General features: G+C 39.8%; 16 protein-coding genes. 15 read left to right on the plus strand and 1 reads right to left on the minus strand.

All coding sequences use genetic code 11. The features are described from left to right. The first annotated feature begins 40 nt into the window (after window positions 1-40). The 15 genes from IEU71_RS02100 to IEU71_RS02170 all read left to right on the plus strand — a co-directional run bounded on the left by IEU71_RS02100 (window position 41) and on the right by IEU71_RS02170 (window position 16,593). Window positions 41-433, plus strand: coding sequence for a cytidine deaminase (locus IEU71_RS02100; protein ID WP_004915808.1), 393 nt, complete (start codon window positions 41-43; stop codon window positions 431-433). 11 nt (window positions 434-444) lie between these two features. Then, window positions 445-885, plus strand: coding sequence for a nucleoside 2-deoxyribosyltransferase (locus tag IEU71_RS02105; protein ID WP_004915811.1), 441 nt, complete (start codon window positions 445-447; stop codon window positions 883-885). Beyond that, window positions 885-1,814, plus strand: coding sequence for a phosphoglycerate dehydrogenase (locus tag IEU71_RS02110; protein ID WP_004915814.1), 930 nt, complete (start codon window positions 885-887; stop codon window positions 1,812-1,814). Before IEU71_RS02105 ends, IEU71_RS02110 begins: the two co-directional genes overlap by 1 nt. Before the next feature lie 63 nt (window positions 1,815-1,877). After that, complete coding sequence (locus tag IEU71_RS02115) at window positions 1,878-2,246, plus strand: winged helix-turn-helix transcriptional regulator (RefSeq protein WP_004915817.1); 369 nt, start codon at window positions 1,878-1,880, stop codon at window positions 2,244-2,246. Between the two features lie 255 nt (window positions 2,247-2,501). Then, window positions 2,502-3,551: a phenylalanine--tRNA ligase subunit alpha gene (gene pheS / locus IEU71_RS02120; RefSeq protein WP_004915820.1), complete on the plus strand. Its 1,050-nt coding sequence runs from the start codon at window positions 2,502-2,504 to the stop codon at window positions 3,549-3,551. 2 nt (window positions 3,552-3,553) lie between these two features. Then, window positions 3,554-6,010 carry a phenylalanine--tRNA ligase subunit beta gene (pheT, locus tag IEU71_RS02125; protein ID WP_004915824.1) on the plus strand — a complete coding sequence of 819 codons (2,457 nt, stop codon included), beginning with the start codon at window positions 3,554-3,556 and terminating at the stop codon, window positions 6,008-6,010. Between the two features lie 80 nt (window positions 6,011-6,090). Further along, on the plus strand, window positions 6,091-7,377 hold the full coding sequence (murA, locus tag IEU71_RS02130) for a UDP-N-acetylglucosamine 1-carboxyvinyltransferase (protein ID WP_004915827.1): 1,287 nt from the start codon (window positions 6,091-6,093) through the stop codon (window positions 7,375-7,377). A 92-nt stretch (window positions 7,378-7,469) separates the two neighbouring features. Then, window positions 7,470-7,736, plus strand: a complete 267-nt coding sequence (locus IEU71_RS02135; RefSeq protein WP_004915829.1) for a type B 50S ribosomal protein L31 — start codon at window positions 7,470-7,472, stop codon at window positions 7,734-7,736. A gap of 39 nt (window positions 7,737-7,775) precedes the next feature. Further along, window positions 7,776-9,167, plus strand: coding sequence for a 23S rRNA (uracil(1939)-C(5))-methyltransferase RlmD (gene rlmD / locus IEU71_RS02140; RefSeq protein WP_004915832.1), 1,392 nt, complete (start codon window positions 7,776-7,778; stop codon window positions 9,165-9,167). A 1-nt stretch (window position 9,168) separates the two neighbouring features. Continuing rightward, on the plus strand, window positions 9,169-10,497 hold the full coding sequence (locus IEU71_RS02145) for a UDP-N-acetylmuramoyl-tripeptide--D-alanyl-D-alanine ligase (protein WP_004915833.1): 1,329 nt from the start codon (window positions 9,169-9,171) through the stop codon (window positions 10,495-10,497). Between the two features lie 24 nt (window positions 10,498-10,521). Then, entirely contained in the window at window positions 10,522-11,664 is a 1,143-nt protein-coding gene (locus IEU71_RS02150; RefSeq protein ID WP_004915835.1) for a serine hydrolase domain-containing protein, read from the plus strand. Between the two features lie 35 nt (window positions 11,665-11,699). Further along, window positions 11,700-13,250: a degradosome RNA helicase CshA gene (cshA, locus tag IEU71_RS02155; protein ID WP_004915836.1), complete on the plus strand. Its 1,551-nt coding sequence runs from the start codon at window positions 11,700-11,702 to the stop codon at window positions 13,248-13,250. Between the two features lie 130 nt (window positions 13,251-13,380). Continuing rightward, window positions 13,381-14,562, plus strand: coding sequence for a bifunctional folylpolyglutamate synthase/dihydrofolate synthase (locus tag IEU71_RS02160; protein WP_004915839.1), 1,182 nt, complete (start codon window positions 13,381-13,383; stop codon window positions 14,560-14,562). Beyond that, window positions 14,552-15,949, plus strand: a complete 1,398-nt coding sequence (locus tag IEU71_RS02165; RefSeq protein WP_004915841.1) for an MFS transporter — start codon at window positions 14,552-14,554, stop codon at window positions 15,947-15,949. Before IEU71_RS02160 ends, IEU71_RS02165 begins: the two co-directional genes overlap by 11 nt. Before the next feature lie 26 nt (window positions 15,950-15,975). Further along, window positions 15,976-16,593 (plus strand): JAB domain-containing protein, encoded by a 618-nt coding sequence (locus tag IEU71_RS02170; protein WP_004915843.1) that lies wholly within the window; start codon window positions 15,976-15,978, stop codon window positions 16,591-16,593. A 10-nt stretch (window positions 16,594-16,603) separates the two neighbouring features. On the opposite strand, the gene IEU71_RS02175 is transcribed toward IEU71_RS02170, so the two are convergent. After that, the gene (locus tag IEU71_RS02175; RefSeq protein ID WP_004915845.1) at window positions 16,604-17,572 is read right to left on the minus strand and encodes a thymidylate synthase; all 969 of its coding nucleotides are present in this window, start codon (window positions 17,570-17,572) and stop codon (window positions 16,604-16,606) included. Window positions 17,573-17,725 lie beyond the last annotated feature (153 nt).

Below are 17,725 nucleotides of genomic sequence, written 5' to 3' on the forward strand. Positions count from 1 at the left end.
GCTGTTTTTTTGCTAAAATAACAGTTAGGAGAAAAAAATCATGACTGTACCACAAAATCTTGCTGACGTTGCTAATGCAGCACTTAATGATACCTATACCCCGTATTCTCACTTTCCCGTTGGTGCTGCTTTACTAGCTGAAAATGGTGAAGTTTTTAAAGGTGTTAACATTGAGAACGTCTCATTTGGATTAACTAACTGTGCGGAAAGAACTGCCATTTTTACAGCTGTTGCAGCTGGTCATCGGCATTTTCATGGACTTGTTATTTCTGGAAAAACTGATGAGCCAATTGCTCCATGCGGCGCTTGCAGGCAGGTAATGGTAGAGTTTTTTGAACCTGACATGCCAATTTGGTTAATTAATGACCAAGGACAAGAAATCGAAACTAACATTGCAGAATTAATGCCGGGCGCATTTAATAATTTACAATAAGGAGTTTACTCATGCCTCAGATTTATCTTGCAGCACCATTTTTTTCAGATGAACAAATTGATCGTGCAAAACGTATTGAATCAGCATTAGATGCTAATCCAACTGTTAAAGATTATTACTCACCACGACAAAATCAAAAAACTGAAAATCCGGAATTTAGTGCCCCTTGGGCGGCCGAAGTATTTCAAAGAGATGTTACCAATGTCATGGCGGCTGATATTATTGTATCAGTGATTGATTATCGCGATAATGATGCTGATTCGGGTACTGCTTTTGAGCAAGGAATGGCTTGGGTGGCTAAAAAACCAATAGTGGTCGTTAATGAGTTACAGTTTCCTGTTAATTTGATGTTATCTGAGTCATTAACAGCTTATGTGACAGCAGCAGAAGCTTTAAAAACATATAATTTTGAACAAACACCGAAAATACCATTTACAGGAGAACTATTCTAATGAAAAAAATTTTGGTTGCGAATTTAACAGCAAAAAAAGCGGTTAAATATTTGGAAGAAAAGGGATTCGAGGTCATTATTAGTTCTCAGGCGAGTGACGATGACTTTTTGGCACACACGGATGTGGATGGCATTCTGATAATGATGCACCCTTTTGGTGAATCATTGATGTCAAAGATGCCTAATTTGAAAGTGATTGCACGACACGGTGTCGGTTATGATAATGTTGATTTGGCTGCTGCTGCCAAACATGATATTGTCGTCACGAATACTCCTGGTGCAAATGCGACAGCTGTTGCTGAGACGGCTATCATGCACATGTTGATGGCTGGTCGCCTATATTACCAGCGTCGTGAATTACTCACAGATACTACAAATGCTGATTACTTAGCAGCGCATAATGGTCAGGAAATATCAGGTAAAACAGTAGGAATCATCGGGTTTGGGCACATTGGTCAAAATATTGATCGATTGTTAACGGGATTTGATGTGAATGTTTTAGCTTACGCAAGACATTCACATGAGGTAGTGAACGGTCGGATGGCTACGCTAGACGAAATTTATGAACAATCTGACTTTATTGTGACCGCGCTACCAGCCACACCGGAAACGACGCACATGATTAACGCAGATGTTTTCTCAAAGATGAAATCTTCAGCGGTTCTCGTTAATATTGGACGTGGTGCATTAATTGACGAATCAGCATTGATTGATGCCCTGAAAAATGATGTGATTGCTGGTGCTGGTTTGGACGTTGTCGAACATGAACCAATTAGTGTTGATAATCCGTTGCTACAATTACCCAATGCATTTGTGACACCACATGTCGCTATGATTTCGCAAGAAGCAATGGATAATGTTGCCATTAAAGCAGCAGAAGATATTGTCAGAGTATTATCAGGGGAACAACCACTGTTTCCTGTTAATTAGCTTACTTTTTGTCAATAGTATAAGATTGTGTTAGAATGAACACAAGAGCCTGGAGGAATAATTATGGCAAAGTTGGCAGAACATACAGAAAATCTTTTGTGTCAGAATTTTACAAAAACATTCGAAATTCTTGGTCGTAAATGGAATGGTATGATTATTGAAACGTTACTGGTTAGTGGACCAAAGCGGTTCTTAGAAATTTCACGTGCTATTCCAGCTTGTTCAGATCGCGTTTTGGTTGAGCGTTTAAAAGAACTAGAAGCAGCGCATTTAGTGATTCGTCAAACTTATGAAGATTCTAATTTGATTGAATACAAACTAACTGAAGCTGGTGAAGCGATGCGACCAATGATGAAAGCAGTTCACGAATGGTCTGATAAATTTAATAATGTTGCAAAACTAGAAGTTCCTGACAGCATGACAGAAGTTTGATACAATAGACATAGTAAGATTACGATGAATGACCTAGTAATGATTAAGCGCCAATAGCGAGCGGTGAATAGTGAAAGACCGTGGGTAGCTAATGATGAATTTCAGTCAGGAGTAATGGCTTAATCGCCAGCGTTAGTCCACGATACGGACGCCAAAGCTGACAACGTTCAGAAATTTGGGTGGTACCGCGTTATTTGACGTCCCATGTTATCTTTTTTAAGATAACATGGGATTTTTTGTTAGAAAGGAAAAATGATGAGTTTAATTGATGATTTAAAACAGCTGAAACAATCTGCTGTCTCGCGCATTAATTCGCAAGATGCCGATATTGAACAATTGCGTGTTAAATTGTTGGGTAAAAAAGGTGAGTTGACTGCTTTATTGAAGGGCATGAAAGATGTCGCTGCTGAAAATCGCAAGGCAGTTGGTGAAATTGGCAATGACGTTCGGCAAACAATTACTGAATTATTGACCGAAAAAAAAGCTGCTGAAGCTGAAGCAGCTTTGTCCAAGCAATTAGAGGCTGAAACAATTGATGTTACAATGCCAGGGGCCCAATCACCCATTGGACAACCACATGTGCTTCAACAGATTATTGATGAAATTGAGCAACATTTTTTGGGTCTTGGATTTCAAGTAATTGATGATACAGTCGATTCACCAGAAGTTGAGACGGATGAGTATAATTTCGAAAGAGAAAACTTGCCAAAAGATCACCCTGCACGTGATATGCAGGATACATTTTATATTACGCCGGAAATTTTGCTTCGAACCCAGACATCACCCGTTCAGTCACGTTCGTTAGAGAAACATGATTTTTCTAAGGGGCCTCTTAAAATGATTGCACCGGGAAAAGTTTACCGTCGTGATACTGATGATGCTACACATTCGCACCAATTCCATCAAGTTGAAGGCATGGTTGTTGGTGAAAATATTACTATGGCAGACTTAAAGGGCACTTTATTATCCGTTATGCAGGAATTGTTCGGTGAAAAGCATCAAATTCGGATGCGTCCATCATACTTTCCATTTACGGAACCATCTGTGGAAGTCGATGTTTCCTGGGATGAAGTGACACCTGATACAAAACCAGAAGATATTAAATGGATTGAAGTTTTGGGAGCGGGTATGACGCATCCTAATGTATTGCGTATGGACGGTGTTGATCCTGAAAAATATTCAGGGTTTGCCTTTGGATTGGGACCTGATCGACTTGCAATGTTGAAGTATGGTGTAGATGATATTCGACAATTCTATCTGAATGATGTTCGTTTTTTGTCACAATTTAATCGGAAGGGGAATTAATCATGAAAACGAGTTTAGCTTGGTTAAATGAATATTTGGATGAGCCACTTGCTTTAGATGAGGTTGCTGTTAATCAACTGGCTGAGCAAGTTGCGCGTACAAGTGTTGAAATTGATAGCTATACCACTATTGCGCGACAACAAGATGGTTTGGTTGTGGCAAAAGTTTTGAGCGTTAACCCACATCCAGATTCAGATCATATGGTTATCACACAGATTGATGCTGGTGAGTCTGAACCGATTCAAATTGTCACTGGGGCGCCAAATGTCGCTGTCGGGCAATTCGTTATTTTGGCAAAAGTTGGTGCACATATTATCAACCATGATAGTGGCGAATTGGTGACGCTTTCTGCAGTGTCACTACGAGGACAAATGTCTTATGGTATGTTGGTCGCTTTGCAAGAAATAGGGTTTGATAACAAGATTGCACCTAAAGATTTTGAGTCTGGTATCTATGTTTTTGGTCCAGATGATGGTGTGCAACCTGGCGATGACGCAATTGCTGCTTTGGGGATGAATGAACCGGTCTTAGATACTGATTTGACGCCAAATCGCTCAGATATGCTTTCTATGATTGGAACAGCGTATGAGTTTGGTGCAATGCGACATGTGAAGGTTCAAGAACTCGACTTTGAATTAGTTGAGTATGAAACAACTGCTGATAGCCAAGTATCAATTCAAATTGATGATCCATCTTTGGCACCAAAATATGCATTGCGGGTTGTTAATCAAGTTACTGTGCAGGATTCACCACTTTGGTTACAAAAAAAGTTGTGGAATGCAGGCATGAGACCAATCAATAACATTGTTGATATTACCAATTATATGATGCTGATGTACGGACAACCCTTGCATGCCTTTGATTTAGATAAGCTATCACACAAAGATATCCATGTTCGCCGTGCCAATGAAAATGAATCTTTGGTCACATTGGACGGTCAAAATCGGACACTACGTGCTGAAAAAGATATTGTGATTGCCAGTGGACAAGATGGTTTAATGTTAGCCGGTGTTATGGGTGGCATTAGTTCGGAAGTTGATACCAACACTAAAAACATTGTGATTGAAGGTGCTATTTTTAATCCAAGTCTTATTCGTGCAACAGCACGTCGACATAATCTTCATTCAGAAGCTTCTGCGCGATTTGAACGTGGTGTTAATTGGGACAATACCTTTACTGCTTTAGATCATGCTGCAAGTTTGGTAGATAATTTGGCTAATGGTCAAGTGGCGCGTGGCCGCGTTGAAGCATCTAATCAGCAACGTGAAGCGATTCATATTTCATTAACTGCTAAACGAGTTAATCAAATATTAGGAACTTCTCTTGATGTGACTGCAATTGCAGGTTATTTTGATCAATTAGCATTCACATATCAGATTAATGGTGATCAGATTTTAGTTGATGTTCCTGCACGCAGGCCAGATATTAGTATCGAAGCAGATTTGATTGAGGAAGTGGCACGACTATTTGGTTATGATAACTTGCCATTAACCTTACCATACGGTCCAACAACCCCAGGTAAATTAAGCTTGCTGCAACGTCAAATCAGAGGAACTCGACGTATTTTGGAATCATTAGGATTAAATCAGGCCATTTCTTATGTCTTAACGACACCCAACAAGGCACAACTATTTGCAGAAAATTCGACAGATAACGTTGTGACACTTGACTATCCAATGAGTTCTGACCGAACAACTGCGCGACAAAATCTATTGGCTGGTCTTTTAGACGATGTCGTCTATAATGCGGCACACGCTGTTCATGATATTGCGCTTTATGAGCAAGGACGTGTTTTTATTGCCAAACAAAATGATCAGCAACCAGCAGAAATTGAACATGTCGCTGGGGTGTTAACTGGTAATCGATTTGCATCCACTTGGCAAAAAGGTAAGCAAGCACAAGCAGTTGATTTTTATGACATTAAGGGTGTGGTAGAAAGTTATTTAAAACAGATTGGCGTGAATGATGTCAGTTATCGAGCAACTAATCGTCATCTTAATATGCATCCTGGTCAGACAGCAGATATCTATTCAGGCACACAGTACTTGGGATTTGTAGGACAAATTCATCCGCGCTTGACGAAGGCGCAGAAACTAGCGCCAGTGTTTGGATTTGAGTTGAATCTTTTTGCTGTGTTGCAAAATGTGCATTCGAGTGTTTCTTATGAGCCAATTTCCCGTTTTCCTCAAATGAGCCGTGATATGGCGTTGCTTGTAGATAGTCAGGTGACATCTGCTGAAATTGAACATGTCATTCGAGAATTTGCTGGCCAGCATTTGGTTGATGTGACATTATTCGATGAATACACTGGTGATAATTTACCAGAAAACAAAAAGTCTTTGGCTTATACTCTGACATATCAAAATAATAATGAAACACTTGTTGAAGCTGAGGTTAACGCTGATTTTGAACACGTTATAAGCAAATTGCAATCGCAATTTAATTTGACGATTCGCTGATTATTTTTCTAATTTAATTTGAGTTGTGCTTGAAAACACGTTATAATTGAATGCAGACTATAAAGTTACAGGATAATTTCATGGCAAAAATAATCATACAAGGTGGCCATCGCTTACGTGGTGAAGTCACTATTGGTGGCGCTAAAAATTCAACAGTAGCACTGATTCCGGCAGCAATTTTGGCCGATACACCGGTTAAATTCGACACAGTACCACAAATTTTGGACGTCAAGAATTTGCAGCTTATTTTGCAAGCGATGAATGTTAGTTCAACGTTTGAAAATGGTGAATTGACAATTGACCCAACACATATTACTGAAAGTGACTTACCAAGTGGTGCAATTAAATCATTGCGGGCTTCGTATTATTTTATGGGCGCTTTACTAGGACGTTTCAGTCGTGCGACAGTGACTTTTCCTGGTGGAGATAATTTGGGACGACGGCCAATTGATCAACACATCAAAGGTTTTGAGGCGCTGGGTGCGACAGTGACGGAAGTCAATGATATTATTCATATAGACGCTACCAGTCATGGCCTGATTGGTGCGCGTGTCGCGTTGGACACAGTTTCTGTTGGTGCAACTATCAATATTATTTTGGCTGCTGTGCGTGCTAAAGGGCAAACAATCATTGAAAATGCTGCGCGCGAGCCTGAAATTATCGACATTGTCACATTCTTAAATAATATGGGCGCTAGTATTCGTGGTGCAGGAACTGATACCATTCGTATCGCTGGCGTGCCTAGTTTGAAAGCACGAAACACACATACCGTTATTCCGGACCGAATTGAGGCCGGAACATACATGAGTATGGCTGCTGCATATGGCGACGGTGTGACGATTAAAAATGTCATTCCCGAGCACTTAGAATCATACACTTCTAAGCTGATTGAAATGGGCGTTAATTTAGATATTGGTGAAGATACAATTCATGTTTATAAGTCAGATGAATTGAAGCCTGTTGCTATTAAGACAATGCCTTATCCTGGTTTTGCGACTGACCTTCAACAACCAATTACACCGCTGTTGTTGTTAGCTAACGGAGAAAGTACAATTGTCGATACGATTTACCCCAAACGAGTGAAGCATATTGCTGAACTGCGTCGAATGGGTGGCGATATTGATTCGGCTGTTCCTGGCGAAATCAAAATTAATCAATCACCGCGCCTGTTGGGTACAAGTGTTCAAGCTGCTGAAATTCGCGCTGGCGCGGCGCTTGTTATTGCTGCTATCATGGCAGAAGGTGAAACAGTGATTAACGACGCAGATCATATTTTGCGTGGTTATGACCGTATTCAAGAAAAGTTAAGCCGTTTAGGCGCTGATGTGACGATAGAAGGCATTGATTTGATTAATTTGATGCCTTAAATAGTTGCATGTTAGTACAAATTTTGATACAATAATCTAGTTAATAACTGACTCTAGGTCACGAGACTTAGGGCGCTAAGGAGAAACGAATCATGCAAGCAGAAATTCACCCAGATTATCATGCAGTTGTCTTCGTCGATGCTTCAACAGGTAAGAAGTTTTTGTCAGCTTCTACTGTGACATCTGACACAACAACTGAATTTGACGGTAAAGAATATCCATCAATCCGTATGGATATTACATCAGACTCACACCCATTCTATACTGGTAAGCAGAAGTTTACTCAAGCCGATGGTGCAGTCGACAAGTTCAACAAGAAGTTTGCTGGATTTGGTTTCAAGAACAACGAAGACAAGTAATTGTTCATTCAAAAACGTTCACCTTGGTGAGCGTTTTTTATGTATGAGGGCAGAACTATCGCACGCACAATTTTACCGGTTAAATTAGGGCAAGAAATAACGGCAGTTGTGGATGATATCCGTATTGATGGTATGGGCATTGTTCATGTGACCGAGCACTATCCCTTATATATTGCGGATGCTATTCCAAATGAGAAAATTCGTTTACGCGTCACACAGGTAGATAAATTTTCGGGTTATGCACAAGTAATTGAACGGATAGTATCTTCCAATGCTAGACAAGACAATCATCGTCAGTATTTGATTGAAGCTGGCACAGCGCCTCTAGTTAACTTAAAATATGAAGCGCAACTCGCTTTAAAACAAAAGCAAATCCAAAAATTATTTGCTAAAAAAGGTTTAACGGTCACTGTTGCACCAACTGTTGGGATGCAAAATCCAACATACTATCGCAATAAAACGATTGTACCAGTGAAATGGCAAAATGGTAAATTGACCAGTGGTTTTTATCGTCGTGGCAGTCATGAACTAGTGCCCATGACGGATTATTTTGTGAATGACGCGGAAATTGACCAAGCTATTGTTGTCGTTAGAAATATTTTAGAGAAATATCAAATTTCAGCTTTCGATCCAGATACGCAACAAGGTGCAATCCGTTATATTATGGTTCGGAGAGGTTATTATTCCCATGAATTAATGGTTGTCTTAGTTTCTGACGTGTCAACTTTATCTAATGAACCTGAAATTGTGAATGAAATACATGAACAACTACCTGAATTAAAAAGTTTGCGATTAAATTATAGTCCAAAACGAGAGTTTGTGCTATTGAGCCCTAATAACAGAACGTTATGGGGCGAAGATGCAATTCATGATACATTGTTGGGCTATGATTTTATTATTGGTCCTAATTCTTTCTACCAAGTTAACCCGCAAATGACTGAAATATTATACGATTTAGCAGCTCAAAAAGCTGAATTACAAGCGGATGATGTTGTTATTGATGCGTATTCGGGCATTGGCACGATTGGTATTAGTGTGGCTAATCGTGTTAAAAAAGTGATTGGTGTTGAAGTTGTGCCTGGTGCGGTTGCTGATGCGCAGTTGAATTTGCTTAACAATCAGATTACTAATGCGACGTACATTTTAGCTGATGCACCTGAACAATTTAAACGTTGGCAACAAGAAGACCTAAAACCGGATGTTGTATTTGTTGATCCGCCTAGGCGTGGGTTAACTGCTGAATTAATTGAAGCAACAGTTGACATGAGACCAGATCGTTTTGTATATATTAGCTGTAATCCTGTAACACTTGCTCGAGATGCTGTTGAAATCATTCAACGAGGTTACCACATTGACGGACCAATATTGCCCGTTGACCAATTTCCGCAAACGTCTCATGTTGAAAGCATAACGGTATTTCGAAAGGATTAAAATGAATTATTCTGTATCAAAAATAGGACAAATATTGCATGCGCCTACTCAGTTAGGTGATGTGATTGTCAGGGGTGTTTCTTTTGATTCGCGCCAAGTTAAACCGGGTGATTTGTTTGTGGCAATGGTAGCACAAAAAGATGGACATGATTATATCGAACAAGCATTCAATAATGGGGCAGTAGCTGTACTGGCTGATAATCAACACCAAATACCATCAACTATTGCCGCCGTGATAGTACCCGACACATTGACAGCACTTCAAGCGTTGGCACAATATCGACGACAAGATATTAATCCCAAGGTTGTAGCAATCACAGGCTCTAACGGTAAAACAACCACCAAAGATATGGCTGCAGCGGTTTTGGGTACAAGGTATAAAACTTTTAAAACACCCGAAAACTTCAATAATGAAATTGGCGTACCGCTAACACTTTTGACGATGCCAGAAGAAACCGAAGTGCTCGTTGTTGAATTGGGTATGGATCGTTTTGGTCAACTTTCCGTCTTGTCAGACTTGACCATGCCGGATATTGCGATTATCACGATGATTGGTGAGGCGCATATCGAATTTTTCAAGACGCGTGCCAATATTGCTAAGGCAAAATTAGAAATCACTCAAGGCTTAAAAGCTGATGGTACACTGATTATACCTTTTGACGAACCCTTGTTGACAACAGCTGCTGTTAGTCAATCGGTTGTTCATTTTGGACAGAAAATCAGTGATATAGATGAAAATGAAGGTGAAACTTCTTTCACGTTTGATAATACTCGATTTGCTATTCCGTTGCGAGGTCGGTATAATATAATGAATGCGCTCGCAGCGATTTCAGCGGGTATCTTATTACATATTGACACAAAAGACGCCGCAAAGGCACTTAAACATTTTGATTTGACTAAAAATCGTACTGAAACGCTCACGACAGCTCACGGCGTGACTTTGATTAGCGATGTTTATAACTCAAATCCAACTGCTGTAGCTGCCGTTTTGGCAACACTGAAGACGATTCCTAGTGTACACAAGTATATTGTGCTAGGAGACATGTTAGAATTAGGCGATCAAGCGCAAAACTTGCACGCTGGTCTGGCAAAAGCGGTGACAGAGGCGAATGTTGATGGCGTTTACTTAGTTGGAAAGTTAATGAGGATGTATCTTTATCCCATTTTGCAACAACGTTTTGATTCAACGCACTTGCACCAATATGAAACAGATCAGTTAGCCGAATTAATCACAGATTTACAGACGTTAGGTGAAAACGGGGACGTGATTTTGCTTAAAGCAAGTCACGGAATTCATCTTGAGAACGTTGTTAACGCATTAGTAAAATAATTTAATGTGTCGGGGGACACACCTATGCAACGAAAGCAAAGTCGAAACATTAAGCGAAGAAAATGGATATTTGTAATTTTTTTGCTGAGTTTGTTACTGGGCACTTTGTGGCCTTTAACACTAAAAGAGGCGACAGTTACATTGAAACCTATTAAAAATGATGACTTTAGTGTCAATAATGTCAACATTTTGGGTCGAAATGTTGTACCCCAAAATGCGCTTGCCAAAGATGCGGATAACCAGTTAAAGCAGTCACACTATATCGGAACTGCTTTAATTGTTCACAAAAATAAAATTATTTTACAAAAAGGCTATGGTTATGCGGATGCTAAAACGAAACGCCTTAATGACGCCGCAACACTGTTTCAGATTGCTTCAATTCAAAAAGGACTCACAGCAACATTGGTTATGAAAGAAATTGAATCTGGTAAGCTATCTTTTGATACGAAGCTTAGCCAGTTTTATCCTAATGTTGCTAATTCTGATAAAATCACAATAAGTGATTTGATTACGATGACTAGCGGGCTAAGTCAACACATACAGCCAGTAACTTTTGAATCAGAAGCGGATAACATTGATTTTTCTGCGGATCATGCAGTTGTTATTGGCGAGCCTAGTATTGGCTATGGTTGGTCATATCAAGCTGTTAACTATCGTTTACTGGCCGGCATATTGATGAAAGTGACACATAAAACTTATACACAATTGTTTGACCAAATGTTTGATCGTCACTACCATTTAAAAGCGGTACAATATGATGCATTCAAAACATCAGCTAATCGTGCAATTGGCTATGATGATTCATATGACAAGCCGTATAGTGATAACGATGTTGCCTATCATCGTGAAACAGGAACTGGTAATGTTGCAATGACAACAGGTAATTTGTATCGATATTATTATTTGATGATTAACAAAAAAATGATACATAGTCCAGCCCAATTATGGCAAACGAAGCCCGGTGAAAGCTATGCTGCAGGTATGTATCATTTCCCAAAATATATGACTGCACATGGCATACTACCGGGATATGAACCAACTGTAATATTGTCCAAAAAAGGTCAGGATGCTGTTGTGCTATTGAGTAATCAATATTACAAACAGCATACTTTCCAACCATTAGCCAAGAAAATATTTACACAAATGACTGCCATTCCTACAAAGTGAATGGTTTACGCACAGTACGTGCAAGGAGAAAAATTTTGAAATTTAGCGAATTAGGTTTGTCACAAGATATCTTAGATGCCATTAAAACACATGGTTATGTCGAAGCGACACCAATCCAAGAAAAAACAATTCCGTTGACATTATCAGGACGTGATGTTATTGGACAAGCGCAAACGGGAACCGGTAAAACAGCTGCTTTTGGTTTGCCAATTTTGGAACACATTGATTTAAATAATAAAAACATTCAGGCTCTGATTGTTTCACCAACACGTGAATTAGCGATTCAAACAGCAGATGAATTAAAAAAGCTCGGACATGACAAACATGTTGATGTGCAAGTTGTGTTTGGTGGCGCTGACATTCGCCGTCAAATTCAAAATTTGAAGTCACATCCACAAATACTTGTCGGTACACCTGGTCGTTTGCTAGACCACATTAACCGCAAAACAGTTAGATTGGATCACGTTCGTACCCTTGTGCTAGATGAAGCCGACGAAATGTTGAACATGGGATTCTTGGACGATATTGAATCAATTATTGATAAGACACCAGCTGAACGTCAGACGTTGCTATTCTCAGCTACAATGCCACCTGCTATTAAGCGTATTGGTGTTAAGTTCATGACTAACCCAGAGCACATTCAAATTGAAGCTAAGGAATTGACAACTGATTTGGTTGATCAATACTTTGTACGGATGCGTGAAAATGAAAAATTCGATACGATGACTCGTATTTTTGATGTCCAAGCACCAAAATTGGCAATTGTTTTTGGTCGCACAAAGCGTCGCGTTGAAGAATTAGCTCGTGGTTTAGAAGCTCGTGGTTACCATGCAGCTGGTTTACATGGTGATTTGACGCAACAAATGCGTTCACGTGTTTTAGCTCAGTTTAAGTCACATGAAATCAATATTTTGGTGGCAACAGATGTTGCGGCTCGTGGTCTTGATGTTAAAGATGTTTCTCACGTCTATAACTTCGATATTCCACAAGATCCTGAAAGCTATGTTCACCGTATTGGCCGTACGGGTCGTGCAGGCGCCAAGGGTGTATCAGTGACGTTTGTGGCACCAAATGAAATGGATTACTTGCGTGCAGTTGAAGAGTTGACTAAAAAACGTATGACGCCTCTTGAACCTGCAACATTACAACAAGCACGTGTCGGTAAAATTAATAATGCTGCCGGCGAGGTGGCAAAGTTAATTCAATCAACTGATGTAGCAGAAATTCAAGATCAAGTTAATGCTTTGACTGCACAATATTCTGCTGAACAGTTAGCGGCAGCTTTGTTATCTAGTGCAGCTGATTTAGAAAAGCAAAATACACCAGTTGAAATCACACGTGAACGTCCATTACCACGACGTAGGGGTGGTGGTTCACGCAATGGTGGTGGACGCCGTGACGGTAACCGCGGTGGTGGCTATCGTGGCAATCGTAACCGTCGTGGCAATGGTGATCGTAGTAATGATCGTCGTGGCACAAGTGAACGCCGCTTTGGTGATTACAAGCGTCGTGATGGCCGTTCAAATGAGAGTCGCCGTAATAGCGGCGGTAGTCGTCGCGAATTTACCGTTCGTGAAAAAGGATAAAATACTGTTATTGAATTAACGGTAAGATAAATAAACACGATGAAACCGTCCAAACAAATTGGACGGCTTTTATTTTTCAAGATGATATTAGCTTATAATGGATACAAGACTATCTTTGGTGGAGGGAAACATGAGAACAGTTGCAGAAGCTATTGCCTATATTCATAGTCGCCCAAAAGGCGGGCAAAAAGAATCATTGGAACGCATGCATGCCTTACTTGACCGTTTGGGAAATCCAGAAAAGATCATACCACCGGCTATTCATATTACAGGAACTAACGGGAAAGGATCTGTTGCTACTATGTCAAGCAACATATTGCATTCCGCGGGTTTTCATACTGGTTTGTTTATTTCGCCTTTTATTACAGATTTTCGGGAGCGAATTCAAATTGATAACCAAATGATTTCATCGGAGGATTTGCTGTCAACTACCCAAGATGTAGCAGATGTTTTAACTGACCTTGATCGCGATTTGGCGCCAGATATTCCGACTGAATTTGAAGTCTTAACAGCTATTATGTTTACTTTTTTTGCCCGACAAAACCTTGACGCACTAGTGATTGAAGTTGGTATTGGTGGCTTACTTGACTCGACCAATGTGATGCCAAATGCACGTGTGGCTGTCATTACAAGCGTTGGCTTGGATCATCAAGCCCTATTGGGGTCCACTATTGCTGATATTGCTCGACAAAAAGCAGGTATTATTCACAACGACATGCCTGTGGTTATCGGTCAAGTTTCCGGTGAGGCGCGATCCGTTATTGAAAGCTATGCTTCAAAGGTCATAGTTGGTCATTTGGGTGAATTTAATCCTGGGCTGCCTGGAGATTATCAAATTGTGAATACAGCTACCGCAATTGCTGCCGTACGTGCTTTTGATGAACAAATTCCAGATTCAGCCATTACTCGTGGACTTGAGACAACACGTTTTCCTGCGCGGTTTGAGCTATTGCGTACAAATCTAATGATTGATGGTGCACATAATGCACAGGGGCTGCACGCCTTGTACAAGGCACTAATCAAGTCCTATCCAACAGGCAAGATTCATTTAATTATTGGCAGTTTAATGGATAAAAACGTGACAGATTCTTTTTCTGAAATTTTGACTCAAGATCGTTTTACCATTACCTTAGTGCCATTTACTGGGCCTAACGGTAGACATAGTTTGAATATTGAAGCAACTGCAAAAAAATATCCAGTGCAAACAGCAGTGAACTGGCAAACAGCTGTAAAGCAATCTGACGCTGATTTAACGGTATTAACAGGTTCATTATATTTTGTAAGTAAAGTGAGAGAAGAGTATGCAAAGTGAAAAATTATCATTACGCTTAGTTTTTAGCGTTTTGGCAATTGGGATTTTAGGATTTACTGACATTATGTTAGAAACAGCATTAAATGTTAGCTTTCCGATATTAATGACAGAATTTCATGTCACATCAAATGTCGTGCAGTGGCTGACGTCTGGTGTGATTTTACTGACAAGTATGGTGGTTATTTTATCACCGTGGTTGAAGAAAAATTTTACTAACCGTAGTCAATTTATTACTGCAACTATTATTTCTTTAATTGGTGTATTAATTAATGCGATTAGCGGTGATTTTGGCTGGACATTGTTTGGACGGCTACTACAAGGAATTGGCGGTGGTGTTGGTTTTCCTTTGATGTATAACGTGATTTTTGAACAAGTGCCAGAGAAAAAGCGCGGGACAATGGTCGGATTGGGGTCACTTATTATCTCGTTTGCCCCAGCAATTGGACCAGCTTTTGGTGGCTTTTTAACACAAAATTACGGTTGGCATATGGTGTTTTGGGTGGTGTTACCAATTCAGCTTTTTTCACTTGTATTAGGTTGGTGGACAATTCAACAGGTTGCACCATTAAAAAAAGAAAAACTAGATTTGATTGGTTGGCTACTGCTGAGTTTGTTCTTCGTAGCGGGTATTTCTGTTATCGAACGTACCAGCACTCATGGATTGATTAATACTTTAAGTTTGAGTATGATTGTGGCGATGATAATTGGTTTAGCGGGTTATCTATTTCTTGCAAAGCGAATTGCCAATCCATTGATTAATCCGGCAATTTTCAAATATAAAACTTTTCGCTTTGGTATGGCAGCTTCGTTTACGACACAAGTTGTTAATTTAACGTTTAATTATGCGGTTCCGATGGTATTACAAATTGTATTATTGCAAAATTCTCAAGTAGCAGGATTGGCACTGCTGCCTGGCGCATTGGGATACGCGCTGATGGCTATTTTATCAGGTCGGCTATATGATCGCTTTGGTGCGCGTGTACCAATCATTACTGGTTTGATATTGATGTTGACGGGAACTGTTTTGATGGCGTCTTTGCCGATTAGTTTGACCTGGTTGACACTTGGCTTTATGGTTATACAGGTTGGTGCTGGTTTTTGGTTTGGTAATAACATGACTTTCACAATAAGTCAGGTGCCAGTTAATTTTCAGAGCGCGGGTAATTCAATTTTTTCAGCGACTAATAATTATTCTGCCGCCATTGGGATTGCCTTAGCTGCCGGTATCATCGCTACTTTTCAAAAGCATGCCGATGATGTTCGTGATTTGGTCGTAGCAACTCATTCGGGCACCATTTGGACATTTAGAATTGATGTTGTATTGATTGTGTTGTCTGCCATTTTGTCATTAAGTGCATTACATTTTGGGAGAAAGGGCTTACGTTAACGTATTATGTTGTAGAGGTAAACAACATGATTACTAACAAAATTAAGCAATTTTATAGACTATTTGGACAAGAGGAAGGCTCTGCACTACGTACTTTTCAACGTTACTTTCCTGAACCATATACGTTAAATGAAATAACGCATGATACAGCTGAGGACTTTGCTTCACATAATGAAGTTGCTAATCAAGCGTTATTGATCGGTGTTGAAATAGGAAAAGCCGTTGCTTTCCAAAAAAGGCCGATTTTACTAAACGCAAAATATTCGACTAAAATGGGAATATTTGCTCAAAAAAAAATCGGTCATTTGCCTCAAGAGCAGCTATGCTTGGCGCTTTTGGATGCACAGCTAAATGTTATTGGTTGGGAAACTGTTTTTGTTGGTACTGTGAGTCACGTGCAAGCGTCACCTAGAGAAATTTTCCAGCGTGTTTTGAAAGCCAATGCGCTAGGATTTATGATTGCTCATAATCATCCTAGTGGTTATGTCATGCCCTCGAAAGCAGACATTGCTTTTAGCCAGCGACTTGCAACACTTGGGCAACAAATGGATATTCATTTGTTTGATTCATTTGTTGTGACGCAAAGTGATTATTGGAGTATGTCTGAAAAAAAGCAGCTAAAAAAGCTATCCCGTAATAATTAGGATAGCTTTTTTAAACAGCGACAGGTGCTTTGATAGCAGGTTCGCTGTCGTAATCCAGAACTTTGATGTCATCCATTGTGTAGTCAAACAGTGATTTTACTTCAGGATTTAACCATAATTTTGGCAGTTTATGCATTGGTCGTGAAAGTTGCTCGTTAATCTGATCAATGTGGTTGTTATAAATATGTGTATCGCCAATTGTATGAATAAAATCGCCAACCTCATAGCCAGTTTGAGCAGCAACCATATGAAGCAATAAGGAATATGAAGCAATGTTAAACGGCACGCCAAGGAAAAAGTCACCAGAACGCTGATATAGCTGTAAACTAAGCTTACCATCAGCCACATAGAATTGACTTAAGACGTGGCAGGAAGGTAAAGGTGCTTGTGGTGTGGTTTCGGCGTTCCATGCTGTCAAAATTAATCGGCGAGAATCAGGTGTGGTTTTGATTTGATTAATGAGACGATTGACTTGATCGATGGTGTCTTCACCAGCAGTTAGGCTATTTGTTTCCCAACCGCGCCACAACTTACCATACACATCACCAATGTAGCCAAACGTTTCCTTAAAATCATCATCATGAAGGATTTTATCGACAAAAATAGCTTTTTGTTCCTGATATGCTTTGTTGAATTCAGAATCATGTTGTGATCGTCGGCCAAAATCACTCATATCAGGACCAGCATAGGCATCAGATTCAACCCAATTTTTAAAAGCCCATTCATCCCAAATATGATTATTGTGTTCGAGCAAAAAGCGAATATTATTGTCGCCACGTAAAAACCATAAAAGCTCACTTTTAATTAAGCCGAAAAAGACTTTTTTTGTGGTTAAGAGTGGAAATCCTTCTTGCAGATTGAAACGCATTTGTGTGCCAAACAGTGAATGTGTACCAGTTCCGGTACGATCACCCTTTAATGTTCCCTCATCGAGAATTTTTTGTGCTAAGTCTAAATATTGTTGTTCATTTTGAGACATGTCTATTTTTTGTACGCGATTTAGCTATTGTAAACAGATTGGTACGCGCGATTCCTTTCAAAAAATCATTACTTAAGGTAGATTGCAAGAATTAACCGAACACTGCAAACTGCTGAAAAACCTTTCGTGGTGATTGCCAGTTGAGTGTTTTCA

The sequence above is a fragment of the Leuconostoc falkenbergense genome (assembly GCF_014634805.1).
GTDB classification, from domain to species: Bacteria; Bacillota; Bacilli; order Lactobacillales; family Lactobacillaceae; genus Leuconostoc; species Leuconostoc falkenbergense.